The organism is Pseudomonas salmasensis (assembly GCF_014268375.2).
GTDB lineage: Bacteria > Pseudomonadota > Gammaproteobacteria > Pseudomonadales > Pseudomonadaceae > Aquipseudomonas > Aquipseudomonas salmasensis.
In genome coordinates this window covers 5,084,477-5,101,735 of sequence record NZ_CP077083.1, presented here as the reverse complement: position 1 = coordinate 5,101,735, position 17,259 = coordinate 5,084,477, and the positions used below count along the sequence as shown (strand labels likewise).

The following is a 17,259-nucleotide window of genomic DNA, read 5'->3' as shown; positions in this document are numbered from 1 at the left end:
GATCGGGGTGTCAGGGAGTCAGGCGGCAGCCTTGGCGGTTCCCCATCCACCTTGCCGTATGCGTACGCCCCAACCCACTCGCCGTGACTTCACTGCGTTCCGGCGAGTCAGTGAACGCACTGATCGGCACGTACTGCTTCACATACCCCAGGCAATACTGCGCCGGGTTGTTGGCCACATACCGGCACGAACAATACTCCTTGGCCGTGTACGCCGCGATGATGTCGGGGAAGGCTTGCAGGTTGACGCGCTCATGCCAAACCCAGCCCAAGAGTGCGATAAACAACACCAGTAAAACGCTGATGAACGGATGACGACGAATCATGAGCGCACCGCCGCCAGCACGCGCTGGAGCAGTTCGTTATGCCGGTAACTGCCATCGCGATCATCGCCGTAACGCACGATCACCAGGTGTTCATCAGGCAGCACAAACAGCGCCTGGCCCCAGTGCCCCAGCGCGGCGAAGGTGGTGGCCGGTGCGTCGGGCCAGGGTCGGGGGGCGCCGGTGTTGAGCCACCAATGGCCGCCCGGCACAGCTTCATCCTGGCCGGCTTCGTAGCGGTCGAAGGGCCTGCGGTTGAAGGCGACCCAGTCCTGGGGCAGCAGTTGCCGCTCGCCCCAGCGCCCATCCCGCGCCATCAGCAGCCCTACTCGTGCCAGATCGCGGGCCGTGAGGTAGGCATAAGACGAGGCGACAAACGTCTCATCGGCATCGGTTTCCCAGGTTGCGTCGCGAATGCCCAGGGGCTGGAACAGCGCGTCCCACGGGTAGTTCATGTAGGCCTTGTGGCCGAGCATGCCCTTGAGCGCGGCGGACAGGATATTGCTGTCGCCACTGGAATAACGGAAAGCCTGGCCAGGGGGGGCAGCGGCCTCGGTATCCGCCGCGAATTGCGCCATGTCGGTGTGGCCACGGGTGTAGAGCATCGCCACCACCGAAGATTTCAATGGGGCGTACTCGTAGTCTTCCTGCCAATCCAACCCCGAGGCCCAGTGCAGCAGGTCGGCCATGCTCACCTTGGGATGCTGCTTCATCGGCGGGTAGAAACGTGCAGCGGGGTCGCTGAGTTTGAAGCGGCCTTGCCCATAGGCCACGCCCAGCACGGTAGCCATCAGGCTTTTGCTGACGGACCAAGTCAGGTGCGGCGTGCTGGCAGTGGTGGGCGCGGCGTAGCGTTCATAAATGATTTCGCCGTCACGAATGACCAGCAACGCATCGGTGCGAATACCGTTGCGGGTGGCATCGTCGCGGGGTGGGAAAGCGTAGGCGTCCAAGGCATCGACAGCGGGACCGGCGAGGGCTGTGCCCACGGCCCACTCCTTTTCAGGCCAGATTTCAGCGCGGGCATTCACGGTGACAAACAGCAGGGCAACGCACAACAGGCCTCGGACCATGGACGCGAACTCAAGGGGGGCATTCAAGCCCGCGAGCCTAGCTCACGCCAGTGACAGATTTGCGACAAGGGGCCTGTCATCCAACCGTCACCGTAACTTCATGGAGCTGACACCGAGGCTACATAGCCTGACTTTGGACAACAAAGTCGACTGGCCGCAACCTGGCCGGCACCCGGAGACTCGCTATGACTCAGATCGCCCGCATCAGCGACAAAGGCAATGAACGCCGTCTGCAAGCCGAACGCCTGGTAGGCGCACAGGCATTGCAGGAAGCCCAGGCCCTGCGGTTCAACGTGTTCAGCGGCGAATTCAACGCCAAGCTGAAAGGCGCGGAACTGGGTCTGGACATGGATGACTATGATGTTCACTGCAGCCATATCGGCGTGCGGGATTTGAACAGCGGTCGACTCGTCGCCACCACCCGTCTGCTCGACCACCAGGCCGCCAGCACCCTGGGCCGGTTCTACAGTGAAGAAGAATTCAGCCTGCATGGCCTGCTGCACTTGCAGGGCCCAATCCTGGAAATCGGCCGTACCTGCGTCGACCCGGCCTACCGCAATGGTGGCACCATCGCGGTGCTCTGGGGCGAGTTGGCCGAGGTGCTCAACCAGGGCGGCTACAGTTACCTGATGGGTTGCGCGAGCATCCCGATGCACGATGGCGGCATCCAGGCCCACGCGATCATGCAGCGCTTGCGCGAGCGCTACCTGTGCAACGAACACCTGCGCGCCGAACCGAAAAAACCACTGCCGGCCCTGGACCTGCCGTCCAACGTCATCGCCGAAATGCCGCCGCTGCTCAAGGCCTACATGCGCCTGGGCGCGAAGATCTGCGGCGAGCCATGCTGGGATGAAGACTTCCAGGTGGCCGACGTGTTTATCCTGCTCAAGCGCGACGAGTTGTGCCCGCGCTACGCGCGCCACTTCAAGGCGGCCATGTGATGAACCGCCTGCGCATTTACGGGCGCATCGCCCGCGTGCTGTTGGTGGTGGGGCTGGGGTTGAGCATGGCCAGTGTGTTTGGCCTGTTCGAGCGCCTGGGGGTGGCTAACTCGATGGTGCGGCGCCAGCGTTGGTCACGCTTCTTTATGGCGCGACTGACCAACGCCCTGCCCTTTCGTGTGACGGTGCACGGCGAGTTGCCGCAAACGCCGATGCTGTGGGTGAGCAATCATGTGTCCTGGACGGATATCCCGTTGCTGGGCATGGTGGCGCCGATGTCGTTTTTGTCCAAGGCCGAGGTGCGTACCTGGCCGGTGGCGGGCTGGCTGGCGGCCAAGGCGGGCAGCCTGTTTATTCGTCGCGGTTCAGGTGACAGCCAACTGATCCGCAAGCAGATGACCCGTCATCTGGAGCAACAGCACCCCTTGCTGATGTTCCCCGAAGGCACCACCACCGACGGTCGCGGCCTGCGCACGTTCCACGGGCGCTTGCTGGCCAGCGCAATCGATGCGGATGTGTCACTGCAGCCGGTAGCGATTCGGTATCTGCGCGACGGCCAAGTCGACCCGCTGGCGCCCTTTATTGGCGATGATGATTTGCTCTCGCACCTGATGCGCTTGTTTTCCAATGACCGCGGCGATGTAGAGATTCATGTGCTCAAGCCGATTGCCTGCGCTGGGCAGGAACGTGCGGCATTGGCGTATCAGGCGCAGCAGGCGGTACAGAAGGCGTTGTTTGGTGAAGCGGTGCGACCGGTCGAACCACGCGGCACCTTGATTGCCGCCTGAACACGATTCGTCTGTAGGAGCGAGCTTGCTCGCGAAAAACGCACAAGCGCCGCGTTCATTCAGGAAGCCCGCGTTATCGTTGGCGATTTTCGCGAGCAAGCTCGCTCCTACAGAAGGCCTGCAAGATGGGGTAGAACTCACTGAAGTCCCGGCTCAGCGGCTCATACAAAACCCGCAACTCCTGCATCGCATACCCTAACTCTTCAGGCTGTGTCAGCCGCCGCGAAATCCCGCGCAGCACCTGGTCCATCACCGCAAACTCGCGGTACGAGCCTAACCAATCATCCGCTGCCATATACGGCGCAATCTGCGCCAACCGCCCCGGCAACGCGGGTTCGGCCGCCAACACCCGATACACCTGGGACGTAAAACGCTCCAGGGGCTGGTCGGCATACAGCGCCCAATCGCGCGCCAGGCAATGGTCAAAAAACACATCGAGGACGATGCCGGCATAGCGCCTGCGGGTCTGGCTGAAACGCGACAACGCCTCCCCCACCAAGGGGTGGCTATCGGTGAACCGGTCGATGGAGCGATGCAGCTGGATCGCCGCTTCGATTTGCGGGCTGAACTGGCCCTGCAGGCGGCCTTTGACGAAGTCGCCATAGAGGCTGCCGAGCAGTTGTGCAGGAAGTTGGCCGCCCAGGTGCAGATGTGCGAGATAATTCATGCCGCGCAGTCTACCACTGCCACCCACATATCGTTATAACCCGATATACCGATTCGCTTTGGCCTCAGATCAAAATCATATTGGTATATCGGGATATGACGATTTAAAGTTCGCCTCATCGCGATATAACGCTTTACGACACCGAGCACCCTGCCATGTCCATCGACCTCGACGAAATAATAAAAGCCCTGGCGCACCCAGTACGACGAGACATCCTCACCTGGCTCAAAGACCCGAAAGTGCAGTTCCCCGAGCAACTGCACAACCACGAATACGGCATTTGCGCCGGGCAGATCGACCAGCGCTGCGGCTTGTCCCAGTCGACCGTGTCGGCCCACCTGGCCACCTTACAACGGGCGGGGTTGATCAGCAGCCAGAAGGCCGGGCAGTGGCACTTTTTCAAGCGCAATGAGGAAGTGATCCAAGCCTTTCTCAGCGCGCTCATCACCGAACTCAGCGCACCGTAATCACCAAGGACACGCCCCATGCCCCTCTCGCTACTCATACTGGCCCTGAGCGCCTTCGCCATCGGCACCACCGAGTTCGTCATCATGGGCTTGCTGCCCGATGTGGCGACGGACCTGGGTGTGTCGATTCCCGGCGCCGGCTGGCTGGTCACCGGCTATGCCCTGGGCGTGGCCATCGGCGCGCCGTTCATGGCACTGGCCACCGCCAAGCTGCCACGCAAGGCGGCGCTGGTAGCGTTGATGGGTATTTTCATTATCGGCAACCTGCTCTGTGCCCTGGCAAGCGACTACAACGTGCTGATGTTTGCCCGTGTGGTCACGGCGTTGTGTCACGGTGCCTTCTTCGGGATTGGCTCGGTGGTGGCGGCCAACCTGGTGCCGGCCAACAAACGCGCGTCGGCGGTGGCGTTGATGTTCACCGGGTTGACCCTGGCCAACGTGCTGGGCGTGCCCCTGGGTACGGCGCTGGGCCAGGAAGCCGGCTGGCGCTCGACCTTCTGGGCCGTAACCGTGATTGGCGTGATTGCCTTGATCGGCCTTATTCGCTTCTTGCCGGCCAAGCGTGACGAAGAAAAACTCGACATGCGCGCCGAACTGGCCGCCCTCAAGGGCGCCGGTATCTGGTTGTCGCTGAGCATGACCGCGCTGTTTGCCGCGTCAATGTTCACCCTCTTTACCTATGTTGCACCGCTGCTCGGCGATGTCACCGGCGTGTCGCCCAAAGGCGTGACCTGGACCCTGCTGCTGATCGGCCTGGGCCTCACCGTGGGCAACATCATCGGCGGCAAGCTGGCCGACAAACGCCTGGCGGCCACCTTGATCGGCGTGTTCATCAGCATGGCGGTGGTGTCCACGCTGCTGAGCTGGACCAGTATCGCGGTGATCCCAACCGAGATCACCCTGTTCCTGTGGGCCACCGCCTCGTTCGCCGCCGTGCCGGCGCTGCAAATCAACGTGGTGACCTTCGGCAAGGCCGCGCCAAACCTGGTGTCCACCCTGAACATCGGCGCCTTCAACATTGGCAACGCCCTCGGCGCCTGGGTCGGCGGCAGCGTGATTGCCCACGGTTTCGGCCTGACCAGCGTGCCGCTGGCGGCCGCCGCACTGGCGATTCTCGCGCTGCTGGTGACCCTGATCACTTTCCGTCAGGGCGGCAATGCCGACCTGGCCCCCGCGACCCACTGATCAACTTAAAGAGAAGGTGTTTTTTCCATGACGACTATTTTCGATCCGATCACACTGGGCGACGTGCAGCTGTCGAACCGCATCATCATGGCGCCGCTGACCCGCTGCCGCGCGGATGCCGGGCGCGTGCCCAACGCATTGATGGCCGAGTACTACGTGCAGCGCGCCTCCGCCGGGCTGATCCTCAGCGAAGCCACTTCCGTGACGCCGATGGGCGTGGGCTACCCGGACACCCCCGGCATCTGGTCCAACGACCAGGTGCGCGGCTGGGCCAACATCACCAAGGCCGTGCATGGCGCGGGCGGCAAGATCTTCCTGCAACTGTGGCACGTCGGCCGGATTTCCCACGAGTCCTACCTGAACGGCGAAACCCCGGTGGCCCCGAGTGCAGTCCAGGCTAAAGGCCACGTCAGCCTGGTTCGCCCACTGGCCGACTACCCGACCCCACGCGCCCTGGAAACCGCTGAAATCGCCGACATCGTCGACGCTTATCGCACCGGCGCCGAGAACGCCAAGGCCGCCGGTTTCGACGGCGTGGAAATCCACGGCGCCAACGGCTACCTGCTCGACCAGTTCCTGCAAAGCAGCACCAACCAACGCACCGACCAGTACGGTGGCTCTTTGGAAAACCGTGCGCGCCTGTTGCTGGAAGTCACCGACGCCGCCATCGAAGTCTGGGGCGCCGGCCGCGTGGGCGTGCACCTGGCACCGCGTGCTGACGCTCATGATATGGGCGACGACAACCTTGCCGAGACCTTTACCTACGTCGCCAGCGAACTGGGTAAGCGCGGCATCGCCTTTATCTGCTCCCGCGAAAAAGAAGGCGCGGACAGCCTGGGCCCACAGCTGAAAAAAGCCTTCGGCGGTGCGTACATCGCCAACGAGCGCTTCACCAAAGACAGCGCCAATGCCTGGCTGGCGGCGGGCAAGGCGGATGCGGTGGCCTTTGGTATTCCCTTCATCGCCAACCCGGACCTGCCGGCGCGACTGAAGGCCGATGCGCCGTTGAACGAGCCGCACCCGGAGACCTTCTACGGTAAAGGCCCGGTGGGTTATATCGACTACCCGACGCTGCCGATCTAACGTAACCCGCAAACCCAATACTGGGTAGGAGCGAGCTTGCTCGCGAAAAACGTCAACGATAACGCGCGCTTCCTGAATGAACGCGGCGTCTGTCAGTTTTTTCGCGAGCAAGCTCGCTCCTACAGTGTCAGGGGTAGCCTCTTGGAAACATCGCTTCACAGAACCGCAACAATATCGCTACAAAATACTTAGCCGGCTACCTATCAACCGCCCGCCATGCCGTATATAAAGTCACCCCACAAATCAGGCAGAAGGACGATTGACCGTCTTTAGGCTTTACTGTTGACACAACGGGTTGCAATTACGCATTTTGTTTCAATTGCGCAGGCTGGGGCTCAGGCGCAGCATGTCCAGCCCTATATCAGCCCAGCGCTCGGCATCCTGATGCAGTTCAAAGCTATCGGGGACCAGCAGCCACTGGCCGATCAAACCGTGGATAAAGGCATGCAAGCAGACAGCCCCACGGGTGGTGTCGAGATTTTCAGGCAGTTGCCCGCGATTGACCGCGTTACGCAACGTCAGGCTGATACGCAGGTTGCATTCCAGGCTATGGGTCTGGCGTTGGCGGCGCATGTCGCACATTTCATCGGTGAACTCGCACTTATGAAACAGAATCTCGTTGATGCGCCGGGTTTTCGGGTCCAGGGCCACTTCATGGTAAAGATGAATCAGCAGCTTGCGCATGCAGCCCAGCGGGTCGACTTCATCCTCGCTTTCACTCGCCCGGGCCAATTCGTCCAAGGGTTCGTGCAGCGTGTCGAGCAAGGCCTGGAGCAAATCGGACTTATTGCTGAAATGCCAATAGATAGCCCCACGCGTGACGCCCGCCAGCGCGGCGATGTCCGCCAGGGTGGTACGCGCCACGCCACGCTCATAAAAGGCTTGCTCGGCGGCTTGGAGAATCTGGCTGCGCGTTTCCTGAGCTTCCTCTTTGGTGCGACGAACCATGGCAGTAAAACCTCAATCAGGACACTGTGGATGGTACTTGACCACCATCTGAATAATTGTGGGACGACGCCGTCATGGGCGCCGAACGTACTAGAATCGAGGCTTGCGGCGGTGCTTTGTCAGCATTGCGCGAAGCCTGTCAAGAGTTTACAAACAACCATGAACGTAAGTATATTGCGTAGCAAGCTACTTATCCACTCACGGCTTGTTTTTTACCCTTCCACACTTCTTGTGCGCACTCTGCGCGCCTGACCCGAGGATCTTCATGCAACTTAAGCCAGCTGTTACCGCTCTGGTCACTGCCGTCGCCCTGGCATCGCTGCTCAGCGGATGTAAAAAGGAAGAAGCGGCACCGCCCGCTCAAACCCCTCAGGTCGGCGTGGTCACCATTCAACCGCAAGCCTATACCCTGACCACCGAGCTGCCAGGCCGCACCACGGCCTTTCGCATTGCGGAAGTTCGGCCGCAGGTCAACGGCATCATTCTCAAGCGCCTGTTCAAGGAAGGCGCCGACGTGAAGGAAGGGCAACAGCTCTACCAGATCGACCCGTCGGTGTATGAGGCCACGCTCAAAAGCGCGCAAGCCAGCCTGACCCAGACCAAGTCCATCACCGATCGCTACAAGCAATTGGTCGATGAGCAAGCCGTCAGCCGCCAGGAATACGACACCGCCGTTGCCAACCGCATGACGGCCGAGGCAAACGTTCAAACCGCCCAGATCAATGTGCGCTACACCAAGGTGTACGCGCCGATCTCCGGGCGTATTGGCCGTTCTGCGGTGACCGAAGGCGCACTGGTCAGCAATGGCCAGGCCGACGCCATGGCGGTCATTCAGCAACTGGACCCGATCTACGTCGACGTCACGCAGTCTTCGGCTGAAATGCTCAAGCTGCGCCGCGACCTGGCCAGTGGCCAACTGGAAAAAGCCGGCGACAACGCTGCCAAGGTCAAGCTGACCCTGGAAGACGGCACGGCCTACGCCCAGGACGGTAAGCTCGAGTTCTCCGAAGTGTCGGTCGACCAGACCACCGGTTCCGTGACCCTGCGCGCCGTGTTCCCCAACCCTGACCATGTGCTGCTGCCGGGCATGTTCGTGCACGCCCAGTTGCTGGCCGGTGTGAACAGCAAGGCCATCCTGGCTCCGCAGCAAGGCGTGACCCGCGACCTGCGCGGCATTCCAACGGCGCTGATCGTGAACAAGGACAACAAGGTCGAGCAACGCGAACTGGTTGCCAACCGTACCGCCGGTGCCTACTGGCTGGTGGAAAAAGGCCTCAATGCCGGTGACCGCGTCATCACCGAAGGCTTGCAGTACGTCAAGCCGGGCGCCGAGGTGAAGGTCACGGAAGCTGCCAACGCTAAACCCGCCGGTACCGCTGCAGCGCCTGCTGCCGCTGCTGGTCAAGGGGAGTAATCCATGTCGAAATTTTTTATCGACCGTCCCATTTTCGCCTGGGTAATTGCCCTGGTGATCATGCTGGTCGGGGCACTCTCGATCCTGAAGTTGCCCATCAACCAATACCCGGCCATTGCGCCAACGGCCATTGATATCCAGGTGACCTACCCAGGCGCGTCCGCACAAACCGTGCAGGACACCGTGGTGCAGGTCATCGAGCAACAGCTCAACGGTATCGACAACCTGCGTTATGTCTCCTCGGACAGTAACTCCGACGGCAGCATGACCATCACCGTAACGTTCAACCAGGGTACCAACCCGGATATCGCCCAGGTTCAGGTACAGAACAAGCTGAACCTGGCCACCCCACTGCTGCCACAAGAAGTGCAGCAACAGGGTATCCGCGTGACCAAGTCGGTGAAGAACTTCCTGATGGTGATCGGTCTGGTGTCGGAAGACGGCAGCATGACCAAGGACGACCTCTCCAACTACATCGTGTCCAACATCCAGGACCCGATCTCCCGTACCGCGGGGGTGGGTGACTTCCAGGTGTTCGGTTCGCAGTACGCCATGCGTATCTGGCTCGACCCAGCCAAGCTCAACAACTACCAGCTCACGCCAGTGGACGTCAGCAATGCCATCAAGGCCCAGAACGTGCAGGTGGCCACCGGCCAACTGGGCGGCCTGCCTGCCCTGCCCGGCACCCAGCTGAACGCCACGATCATCGGCAAGACGCGCCTGCAAAGCACCGAGGAATTCGCCAAGATCCTGATGAAGGTGAACACCGACGGCTCGCAGGTTCGCCTGGGTGACGTCGCGCGTATCGAACTGGGCGGCCAGAACTACAGCATCAGTGCACAGTTCAACGGCAAGCCGGCTTCGGGTATGGCGATCAAGCTGGCGGCCGGTGCCAACGCACTGGACACTGGCAAGGCCATCCGCGAAACAGTCAAGTCCCTGGAGCCGTTCTTCCCGCCTGGCATGAAGGCGGTGGTGCCGTATGACACCACGCCGGTCGTGACCGAATCGATCTCCGGTGTAGTTCACACCCTGGTCGAAGCGATCGTGCTGGTGTTCCTGGTGATGTTCCTGTTCTTGCAGAACTTCCGTGCCACCATCATCACCACCATGACCGTACCGGTGGTATTGCTGGGTACCTTCGGGATCCTGGCGGCGTGCGGCTTCACCATTAACACCCTGACCATGTTCGGCATGATCCTGGCCATCGGCTTGCTCGTGGACGATGCCATCGTGGTGGTGGAAAACGTCGAGCGGGTGATGGCCGAGGAGCACCTGTCGCCCAAGGAAGCAACGATCAAGTCCATGGGCCAGATCCAGGGCGCCCTGGTGGGTATTGCCCTGGTGCTCTCGGCGGTACTGCTGCCGATGGCGTTCTTCGGTGGTTCCACCGGTGTGATCTACCGGCAGTTCTCCATCACCATTGTTTCGGCGATGGCGTTGTCGGTACTGGTTGCCCTGATCTTCACCCCGGCGTTGTGCGCCACCATGCTCAAGCCGATTGATCCGGAAAAACACGGCCAACCCAAGCGCGGCTTCTTCGGCTGGTTCAACCGCACCTTCGACCGTGGCGTACTCAAGTACGAGCGCGGTGTGGGCGGCATGATCAAGCACAAGATCCCTGCGTTTCTGGTGTATGCGCTGATCCTGGTCGGCATGATCTGGATGTTCACCCGTATTCCAAGCGCGTTCCTGCCTGAGGAAGACCAGGGTGTGATCTTCGCCCAGGTGCAGACACCGGTCGGTGCTTCGGCTGAGCGCACGCAAAAAGTCGTCGACGACATGCGCGCCTTCCTGCTGAACGACAAGGAAGGCGAGCCAGGCGAAGGCAAGGCGGTGAAGTCGGTGTTTACCGTGAACGGCTTCAACTTCGCCGGTCGTGGCCAGAGCTCCGGGCTTGCGTTCGTGATGCTCAAGCCGTGGGATGAGCGTGATTCGAGCCAGTCGGTGTTCGAAGTGGCCAAGCGTGCCCAGGGTTACTTCTTCGGGGCCTTCAAGGACGCCATGGTTTTCGCCATCGTGCCGCCTTCGGTACTGGAGCTGGGTAACGCCACCGGTTTCGACGTGTTCCTGCAAGACCAGGGTGGCGTCGGCCACGACAAGCTGATGGCTGCACGTAACCAGTTCCTGGGTGCGGCGGCACAGAGCAAGGTGCTGGCCGGCGTACGTCCTAACGGCGTGAACGACGAGCCGCAGTACGAGCTGACCGTTGACGACGAGAAGGCCAGTGCCCAAGGCATCAGCCTCGCGGATATCCAGCAGACCCTGGCCATTGCGTTGGGTGGTAGCTACATCAACGACTTCATCGACCGTGGTCGCGTGAAGAAGGTGTATGTACAAGGTGACGCCGCCAGCCGCATGTCGCCCGAAGACCTGGACAAATGGTACGTGCGCAGCAACGACGGGAAAATGGTGCCGCTGTCGGCTATCTCGTCGGGCCAGTGGATCTACGGTTCGCCCAAGCTTTCGCGATACAACGGTGTAGCGGCGATGGAAATCCTCGGTACCCCGGCACCTGGCTACAGTACCGGTGATGCGATGGCCGAAGTTGAACGCATTGCCAAAGAACTGCCGGCCGGTGTCGGTTATGCCTGGACAGGCCTGTCGTACGAAGAACGCCTTTCCGGTTCCCAGGCGCCAGCGCTGTACGCACTGTCGCTGCTGGTCGTGTTCCTGTGCCTGGCAGCACTGTACGAAAGCTGGTCGATCCCGATCGCGGTGATTCTGGTTGTACCTCTGGGTGTGATAGGTGCACTGATCGCCACCAGCATGCGCGGTTTGTCCAACGACGTGTTCTTCCAGGTGGGCCTGTTGGTGACGGTGGGCCTGGCGGCGAAAAACGCCATCCTCATCGTGGAATTCGCCAAGGAACTGCATGAGCAAGGCAAAGGCATCGTCGAGGCGGCTATCGAAGCGTCCCGCATGCGTCTGCGCCCGATCATCATGACCTCGTTGGCGTTCATGCTCGGCGTACTGCCACTGGCAATTTCCACCGGCGCCGGTTCAGGCAGCCAGCACGCAATCGGTACCGGCGTTATCGGCGGTATGATCACGGCCACTGTGCTGGCGATCTTCTGGGTGCCGCTGTTCTACGCCACCGTGTCCGCCGCTGGCGAGCGCAAAAAGAAAGACACTACTGAAACTCCTAAAGAGGCTGGCCAATGAGCAAGTCGCTACTTTCCCTAGCCGTCACCGCATTCGTGCTCAGTGGCTGCTCGCTGATACCTGACTATCAGCGTCCCGAAGCGCCGGTGGCCGCGCAGTTCCCGCAGGGGCCGGCGTATTCGTCGGCCCAGGCGCCGAGCCAGGCCGCTGCCGAGCAAGGCTGGAAGCAGTTTTTCCATGACCCTGCCCTGCAACAGCTGATCCAGACCGCGTTGGTGAACAACCGTGACCTGCGTGTCGCGGCGCTGAACATCGACGCCTATGCGGCGCAGTACCAGATCCAGCGTGCCGACCTGTTCCCGGCGGTATCGGCCACCGGTAACGGCAGCCGTTCGCGTACCCCGGCCAAGCTGTCGCAGACCGGCGAATCGACCATTGCCAGCCAGTACTCGGCGGGCCTTGGCATCAGTTCGTATGAGCTGGACCTGTTCGGCCGCGTGCGCAGCCTCAGTGAAGAAGCGCTGCAAAAGTACTTCGCCACTGAAGAAGCGCGCCGCAGCACCCAAATCAGCCTGGTGGCCAGCGTGGCGAATGCCTACCTGACCTGGCAGGCCGACAAGGAGCTGCTCAAGCTGACCCAGGACACCCTGGCCGCATTCGAGCAAAGCTACAAGCTCACCTCGCGCAGCAATGAAGTCGGCGTGGCCTCGGCCCTCGACCTCAGCCAGGCACGCACCTCGGTGGAAAACGCCCGTGTGCAACTGGCCCGTTACACCCGCCAGGTGGCCCAGGACGAAAACAGCCTGACCCTGCTGCTGGGCACCGGCCTGCCGGCGAATATCGCCAGCAAGCCGCTGTCCGATGACCTGCTCAGCGAAGTGCCGGCCGGGTTGCCATCGGACCTGTTGCAACGTCGTCCCGACATTGTGCAGGCCGAGTACAACCTCAAGGCGGCCAACGCCAATATCGGCGCGGCCCGCGCGGCGTTCTTCCCGAGCATCAGCCTGACCGCCAGCGCCGGCACTGCCAGCCCTACCCTGGGTGGCCTGTTCAAAGGCGGTTCGGGGACCTGGGCGTTTGCCCCGCAGATCAACATCCCGATCTTCAACGCCGGTAGCCTGCGCGCAAGCCTGGACTACTCGAAGATCCAGAAAGAGATCAACGTGGCCAACTACGAGAAGGCCATCCAGACCGGCTTCCAGGAAGTCTCCGACGGCCTCGCCGCGCGAGCGACCTACAAGCAGCAACTGGATGCCCAGCGCGGCTTCGTCGAGGCTAACCAAGATTACTACCGCCTGGCCGAGCGTCGCTACCGCATTGGTGTCGACAGCAACCTGACCTTCCTCGACGCCCAGCGCCAACTGTTCAGTGCCCAGCAATCGCTGATCACCGACCGCCTGGCGCAGCTCACCAGCGAGGTTAACCTGTACAAGGCCCTCGGCGGTGGCTGGAACGAGCAGACTGCGAAGAACGAGCCGTTGAAAGAACAAGCACCGCCGTTGAAGTTGTTCTGATACCGCAGGTGTAAAAAAACCGCTTCCCTTACCGGAAGCGGTTTTTTTTATGCCTGCGTTTTTGCCCTCACAAGTTGCGTTCGATCATCGCCCACAACCCGCCCTCCCCCACTTTCATCGCCCCCGCACCGCCGCGCACCATGGCCGCCACCTGCATAAACCCAATAACAACAGGTCCACACCATGAGCACTTTCCAACCACGCCAGCTGTTGCTGGCGGCTGCTGTCGCCAGTTCTGCCCTGCCCGTTTTCGCCCAGGAGCACGGCTTTCTCGAAGACGCCAGCGCCAACCTCAACCTGCGTAACTTCTTCTTCAACCGCAACTACACCAACCCGACCAAGGCCCAGGGCGGCGCGCAGGAGTGGACGCAAAGTTTCATCCTCGACGCCAAGTCCGGGTTCACCCAAGGCACGATAGGTTTTGGCGTGGATGTGCTGGGCTTGTACTCACTCAAGCTCGACGGCGGGCGTGGCACGGGCGGCACGCAGTTGCTGCCGCTGGACCATGACGGCCGGCCAGCCGATGAGTTTGGCCGGCTGGGCGTGGCATTCAAGGCGCGCTTTTCCAAGACCGAGCTGAAGGTGGGCGAATGGATGCCGGTGCTGCCGATCCTGCGCTCCGACGATGGTCGCTCCCTGCCACAGACCCTGCGTGGCGGGCAGATCACCTCCAAGGAAATCGACGGCCTGACCCTCTATGGCGGCCAGTTCCGCGCCAACAGCCCGCGGGACGACGGCAGCATGAGCGACATGTCGATGGTCGGCAAAACCGCCTTCACCTCCGACCGCTTCAACTTCCAGGGCGCCGAATACGCATTCAACGACAAACGCACCCAAATCGGCGTGTGGAATGCCCAACTCAAGGACATCTACAGCCAGCAGTTCGTCAACCTCATCCACAGCCAGCCCGTGGGCGACTGGACCCTGGGCGCCAACCTGGGCTTTTTTTACGGCAAGGACGACGGCAGCGCTCGCGCCGGGGACCTGGACAACAAAACCTGGTCCGGTTTGTTCTCAGCCAGGTACGGCGGCAACACCTTCTACGTCGGCCTGCAAAAACTCACCGGCGACAGCGCCTGGATGCGCGTCAACGGCACCAGCGGTGGCACCCTGGCCAACGACAGCTACAACTCCAGCTACGACAACGCGCAGGAAAAATCCTGGCAGGTTCGCCACGACTACAACTTCGCCGCCCTCGGCGTACCGGGCCTGACCCTGATGAACCGCTATATCAGCGGCAGCAACGTACACACCGGCACGGTCACCGACGGCAAGGAATGGGGCCGCGAGACCGAAGTGGGCTATACGGTGCAGAGCGGCACCCTGAAAAACTTCAACGTGCGCTGGCGCAATTCGAGCATGCGCAGGGATTACAGCAACAACGAGTTCGATGAGAACCGGTTGATCGTCAGCTATCCGATCAGCCTGCTGTGAACCGGCACAGCACTTACTGTATGGTGCGCGCCTGCCGCTGCTGATCCCCCCAAGCAGCGGCCTTTACTCGGGCCCTGCACGGCATGAAATCCTTCGCTACAGCAATCGCACTGTTTGCCCTGGCCTTGAGCCTGGGGGGCTGCATCAGCGCGCCCATCGCCCTGACGCCTCAAACCGAACAACGCCTGCAAACCCAGGCGCCGATCCGCTTTTTGCTGACCTTCGACGATGGCCCAAGTGCCTCGGGCTACAACAACCCGAGCCGTTCGGTAGTGGCCGACCTGGCCAATAACCCGGTGTTGCCGGGGATCAAGGCGGTGTTCTTCTTGCAGACCGAAGCGGCCCGCGCAGGCGGCAGTTCTCGGGGGCGCAAGACCATGGAACGTGAATTCGCCGCTGGCCATGTACTGGCCTTCCACACCGCCACGGCGTTTCACACCAATCATCGCTGGCTGAACGACGCCACGCTGGAACACACCCTTACCGAAGGGGCCGCGGACATTGCCGCCATCACGGGCGCGCCCCCGGTGCTGGTACGCCCACCCTTCTGGAACTACGACAAGCGCACCTTCGCCGCCTACCAACGCCACGGCATGCAGGTACTATTGACGGATTTGAGTGCCAATGACGGCAAGATCTGGGGCTTCAACGCCAGCCCGCGTCGGCGGGCCAACCTGTATCGACAATTGTCGGTGGTGCGCGAGCGTATTGCCCTGGGTGAGCTGCCGACGGTGGAGGGGGTGATCCCGGTGGTGGTGACCTTCCATGACATCAACCGCTACACCGCACGGCATATGCAGGAGTACTTGCAGATTCTGATGGACAGCGCGCGCGTCAACGGTTTGAAGACCGCGGCTCAGCCGTTCTATACCGACCACGCTGAGCTGGAACGTGCAGCGCTGGCTCGTACGGTCAAGGACGTGAACGAGCCGGTGCATCTGCCGGGGGTGTGGAATTGGCTGTGGGATGCTGATTCCCACTGATACCCTAAACGTGTGACGATCCCCTGTGGGAGCTGGCTTGCCTGCGATAGCAATCTGTCAGTCAGCCCAATATTGACTGGCCCACCGCAATCGCAGGCAAGCCAGCTCCCACATTTGATTGCATTTCATATTCAGTCTTGCTGGCGAGACTCCACGCCCAACTCATCCCACACTGACTCAGCCAGGTGAAACGTCGCATTCGCTGCCGGGATCCCGCAGTAGATCGCACTCTGCATCAACACTTCCTTGATTTCGGCGCGGGTTACGCCGTTGCTCGCGGCAGCACGCAGGTGCAGTTTCAGTTCTTCACTGCGGTTCATGCCGATCAGCATCGCGATGGTGATCAGGCTACGGGTATGCCGAGGCAGGCCGGGGCGGGTCCAGATGTCACCCCAGGCGTGGCGGGTGATCATTTCCTGGAACTCGCTATTGAACTCGGTCAGGGCATTGAGGCTGCGGTCGACATGGGCATCGCCCAGTACTTCGCGGCGCACGTTCAGGCCCTCGGCGTAACGTTGTTTCTCGTCCACAAACAGCTCCTCAGCGGGCCAGCAGGAATTTAATTACCCGGTCGCTGAACGCAGCACCGGCCTGAACGTTGGACAGGTGCGCCGCATGGAACTCGGCATACTCGGCGCCCTGCACATGGCTCTGGATAAAGTGGCCGCCGGCCGGCGGCGTTACCGCGTCTTCGGTGCCGGCAATCACCAGGGTCGGCACCTTGATCGAGGACAACTGCTCACGCAAATCCGCATCGCGCACGGCGCCGCAGTTGGCGGCATAGCCCTCGGGCGACGTGGCCGCGAGCATGTCGGTGATCTGCTTGGCCTGATGCGGGTGGGCGGCGGCGAAATCTGCGGTGAACCAGCGCGCAATCGACGCATCGCGCAGCGCCACCATCGCGGCTGCACCATCGCGCAGGACCATTTCGATACGCGGGTTCCACACCTCGGGCGTACCGATCTTGGCTGCGGTGTTACACACCACCAGGCGGTGCAGGCGCTCGCCGGCATGAATGCCCAACCATTGGCCGATCAAGCCGCCCATGGACAGCCCGCAAAAATGCGCCTTCTGGATATCCAGCGCATCCAGCAGTGCGATCACGTCTTGGCCCAGTTGCTCGATACTGTAGGGGCCCTCGGTCACCAAGGATTGACCATGGCCACGGGTGTCAAAGCGCAGCACACGAAAATGCTCGGTAAAGGCCGGAATCTGGATATCCCACATATGCAGGTCGGTACCCAGTGAATTGGACAGCACCAATACCGGTGCGTCGGCGGGCCCCTCGAGTTGGTAATGCAGTTCGCCCTCGGCGAGTTGTACAAAAGCCACAGC

The 17,259-nt window shown here is 61.5% G+C and carries 16 protein-coding genes; 10 read left to right on the top strand and 6 right to left on the bottom strand.

The features are described from left to right. Positions 1–10 precede the first annotated feature (10 nt). Complete coding sequence (locus tag HU731_RS22860) at positions 11–325, bottom strand: amidase (protein WP_186605657.1); 315 nt, start codon at positions 323–325, stop codon at positions 11–13. Beyond that, entirely contained in the window at positions 322–1,395 is a 1,074-nt protein-coding gene (locus HU731_RS22855) for a serine hydrolase domain-containing protein (RefSeq protein WP_186606180.1), read from the bottom strand. The genes HU731_RS22860 and HU731_RS22855 overlap by 4 nt, the downstream gene beginning before the upstream one ends. A gap of 185 nt (positions 1,396–1,580) precedes the next feature. Here HU731_RS22855 and olsB point away from each other — a divergent pair, with 185 nt between their 5' ends. Together olsB and HU731_RS22845 are read left to right on the top strand one after the other, a co-directional pair. Next, the gene (olsB, locus tag HU731_RS22850; protein ID WP_003189352.1) at positions 1,581–2,336 is read left to right on the top strand and encodes an L-ornithine N(alpha)-acyltransferase; all 756 of its coding nucleotides are present in this window, start codon (positions 1,581–1,583) and stop codon (positions 2,334–2,336) included. After that, positions 2,336–3,124 (top strand): lysophospholipid acyltransferase family protein, encoded by a 789-nt coding sequence (locus tag HU731_RS22845; protein ID WP_186605655.1) that lies wholly within the window; start codon positions 2,336–2,338, stop codon positions 3,122–3,124. The genes olsB and HU731_RS22845 overlap by 1 nt, the downstream gene beginning before the upstream one ends. A 73-nt stretch (positions 3,125–3,197) precedes the next feature. On the opposite strand, the gene HU731_RS22840 is transcribed toward HU731_RS22845, so the two are convergent. Then, on the bottom strand, positions 3,198–3,791 hold the full coding sequence (locus tag HU731_RS22840; protein ID WP_186605653.1) for an acyl carrier protein phosphodiesterase: 594 nt from the start codon (positions 3,789–3,791) through the stop codon (positions 3,198–3,200). A 155-nt stretch (positions 3,792–3,946) separates the two neighbouring features. Between HU731_RS22840 and HU731_RS22835 the strand changes: the two genes are divergently transcribed. From HU731_RS22835 to HU731_RS22825, 3 genes are read left to right on the top strand one after another with little or no spacing between them, the layout of a single operon-like run. Further along, on the top strand, positions 3,947–4,258 hold the full coding sequence (locus HU731_RS22835; RefSeq protein WP_186605651.1) for an ArsR/SmtB family transcription factor: 312 nt from the start codon (positions 3,947–3,949) through the stop codon (positions 4,256–4,258). 18 nt (positions 4,259–4,276) lie between these two features. Beyond that, positions 4,277–5,443 (top strand): MFS transporter, encoded by a 1,167-nt coding sequence (locus HU731_RS22830; RefSeq protein WP_186605649.1) that lies wholly within the window; start codon positions 4,277–4,279, stop codon positions 5,441–5,443. Between the two features lie 27 nt (positions 5,444–5,470). Beyond that, positions 5,471–6,526 (top strand): alkene reductase, encoded by a 1,056-nt coding sequence (locus tag HU731_RS22825; RefSeq protein WP_034134945.1) that lies wholly within the window; start codon positions 5,471–5,473, stop codon positions 6,524–6,526. A 315-nt stretch (positions 6,527–6,841) separates the two neighbouring features. Here the strand turns inward: HU731_RS22825 and HU731_RS22820 are convergent, their stop codons facing one another. After that, positions 6,842–7,474: a TetR family transcriptional regulator gene (locus HU731_RS22820; protein ID WP_138763616.1), complete on the bottom strand. Its 633-nt coding sequence runs from the start codon at positions 7,472–7,474 to the stop codon at positions 6,842–6,844. Between the two features lie 265 nt (positions 7,475–7,739). Here HU731_RS22820 and HU731_RS22815 point away from each other — a divergent pair, with 265 nt between their 5' ends. The 5 genes from HU731_RS22815 to HU731_RS22795 all read left to right on the top strand — a co-directional run bounded on the left by HU731_RS22815 (position 7,740) and on the right by HU731_RS22795 (position 15,924). Next, positions 7,740–8,888, top strand: coding sequence for an efflux RND transporter periplasmic adaptor subunit (locus tag HU731_RS22815; RefSeq protein WP_186605647.1), 1,149 nt, complete (start codon positions 7,740–7,742; stop codon positions 8,886–8,888). A 3-nt stretch (positions 8,889–8,891) separates the two neighbouring features. After that, entirely contained in the window at positions 8,892–12,053 is a 3,162-nt protein-coding gene (locus tag HU731_RS22810; protein ID WP_186605645.1) for an efflux RND transporter permease subunit, read from the top strand. Then, on the top strand, positions 12,050–13,507 hold the full coding sequence (gene adeC, locus HU731_RS22805) for an AdeC/AdeK/OprM family multidrug efflux complex outer membrane factor (protein ID WP_003189337.1): 1,458 nt from the start codon (positions 12,050–12,052) through the stop codon (positions 13,505–13,507). Before HU731_RS22810 ends, adeC begins: the two co-directional genes overlap by 4 nt. Positions 13,508–13,690: 183 nt before the next feature. Then, a complete protein-coding gene (locus HU731_RS22800) occupies positions 13,691–14,941 on the top strand; it encodes an OprD family porin (protein ID WP_186605643.1) in 1,251 nt (416 codons plus the stop codon). A gap of 83 nt (positions 14,942–15,024) precedes the next feature. Next, positions 15,025–15,924: a polysaccharide deacetylase family protein gene (locus HU731_RS22795; protein WP_186605641.1), complete on the top strand. Its 900-nt coding sequence runs from the start codon at positions 15,025–15,027 to the stop codon at positions 15,922–15,924. Between the two features lie 131 nt (positions 15,925–16,055). On the opposite strand, the gene pcaC is transcribed toward HU731_RS22795, so the two are convergent. Beyond that, a complete protein-coding gene (pcaC, locus tag HU731_RS22790) occupies positions 16,056–16,454 on the bottom strand; it encodes a 4-carboxymuconolactone decarboxylase (RefSeq protein WP_186605639.1) in 399 nt (132 codons plus the stop codon). Positions 16,455–16,464: 10 nt separating this feature from the next. Then, the gene (gene pcaD / locus HU731_RS22785) at positions 16,465–17,256 is read right to left on the bottom strand and encodes a 3-oxoadipate enol-lactonase (RefSeq protein ID WP_186605637.1); all 792 of its coding nucleotides are present in this window, start codon (positions 17,254–17,256) and stop codon (positions 16,465–16,467) included. Positions 17,257–17,259: the final 3 nt, after the last annotated feature.

Coding starts and splice junctions, on each gene's coding strand:
- HU731_RS22860 (WP_186605657.1), bottom strand. CDS start 325: ATGATTCGTCGTCATCCGTTCATCAGCGTTTTACTGGTGTTGTTTATC.
- HU731_RS22855 (WP_186606180.1), bottom strand. CDS start 1,395: ATGGTCCGAGGCCTGTTGTGCGTTGCCCTGCTGTTTGTCACCGTGAAT.
- olsB (WP_003189352.1), top strand. CDS start 1,581: ATGACTCAGATCGCCCGCATCAGCGACAAAGGCAATGAACGCCGTCTG.
- HU731_RS22845 (WP_186605655.1), top strand. CDS start 2,336: ATGAACCGCCTGCGCATTTACGGGCGCATCGCCCGCGTGCTGTTGGTG.
- HU731_RS22840 (WP_186605653.1), bottom strand. CDS start 3,791: ATGAATTATCTCGCACATCTGCACCTGGGCGGCCAACTTCCTGCACAA.
- HU731_RS22835 (WP_186605651.1), top strand. CDS start 3,947: ATGTCCATCGACCTCGACGAAATAATAAAAGCCCTGGCGCACCCAGTA.
- HU731_RS22830 (WP_186605649.1), top strand. CDS start 4,277: ATGCCCCTCTCGCTACTCATACTGGCCCTGAGCGCCTTCGCCATCGGC.
- HU731_RS22825 (WP_034134945.1), top strand. CDS start 5,471: ATGACGACTATTTTCGATCCGATCACACTGGGCGACGTGCAGCTGTCG.
- HU731_RS22820 (WP_138763616.1), bottom strand. CDS start 7,474: ATGGTTCGTCGCACCAAAGAGGAAGCTCAGGAAACGCGCAGCCAGATT.
- HU731_RS22815 (WP_186605647.1), top strand. CDS start 7,740: ATGCAACTTAAGCCAGCTGTTACCGCTCTGGTCACTGCCGTCGCCCTG.
- HU731_RS22810 (WP_186605645.1), top strand. CDS start 8,892: ATGTCGAAATTTTTTATCGACCGTCCCATTTTCGCCTGGGTAATTGCC.
- adeC (WP_003189337.1), top strand. CDS start 12,050: ATGAGCAAGTCGCTACTTTCCCTAGCCGTCACCGCATTCGTGCTCAGT.
- HU731_RS22800 (WP_186605643.1), top strand. CDS start 13,691: ATGAGCACTTTCCAACCACGCCAGCTGTTGCTGGCGGCTGCTGTCGCC.
- HU731_RS22795 (WP_186605641.1), top strand. CDS start 15,025: ATGAAATCCTTCGCTACAGCAATCGCACTGTTTGCCCTGGCCTTGAGC.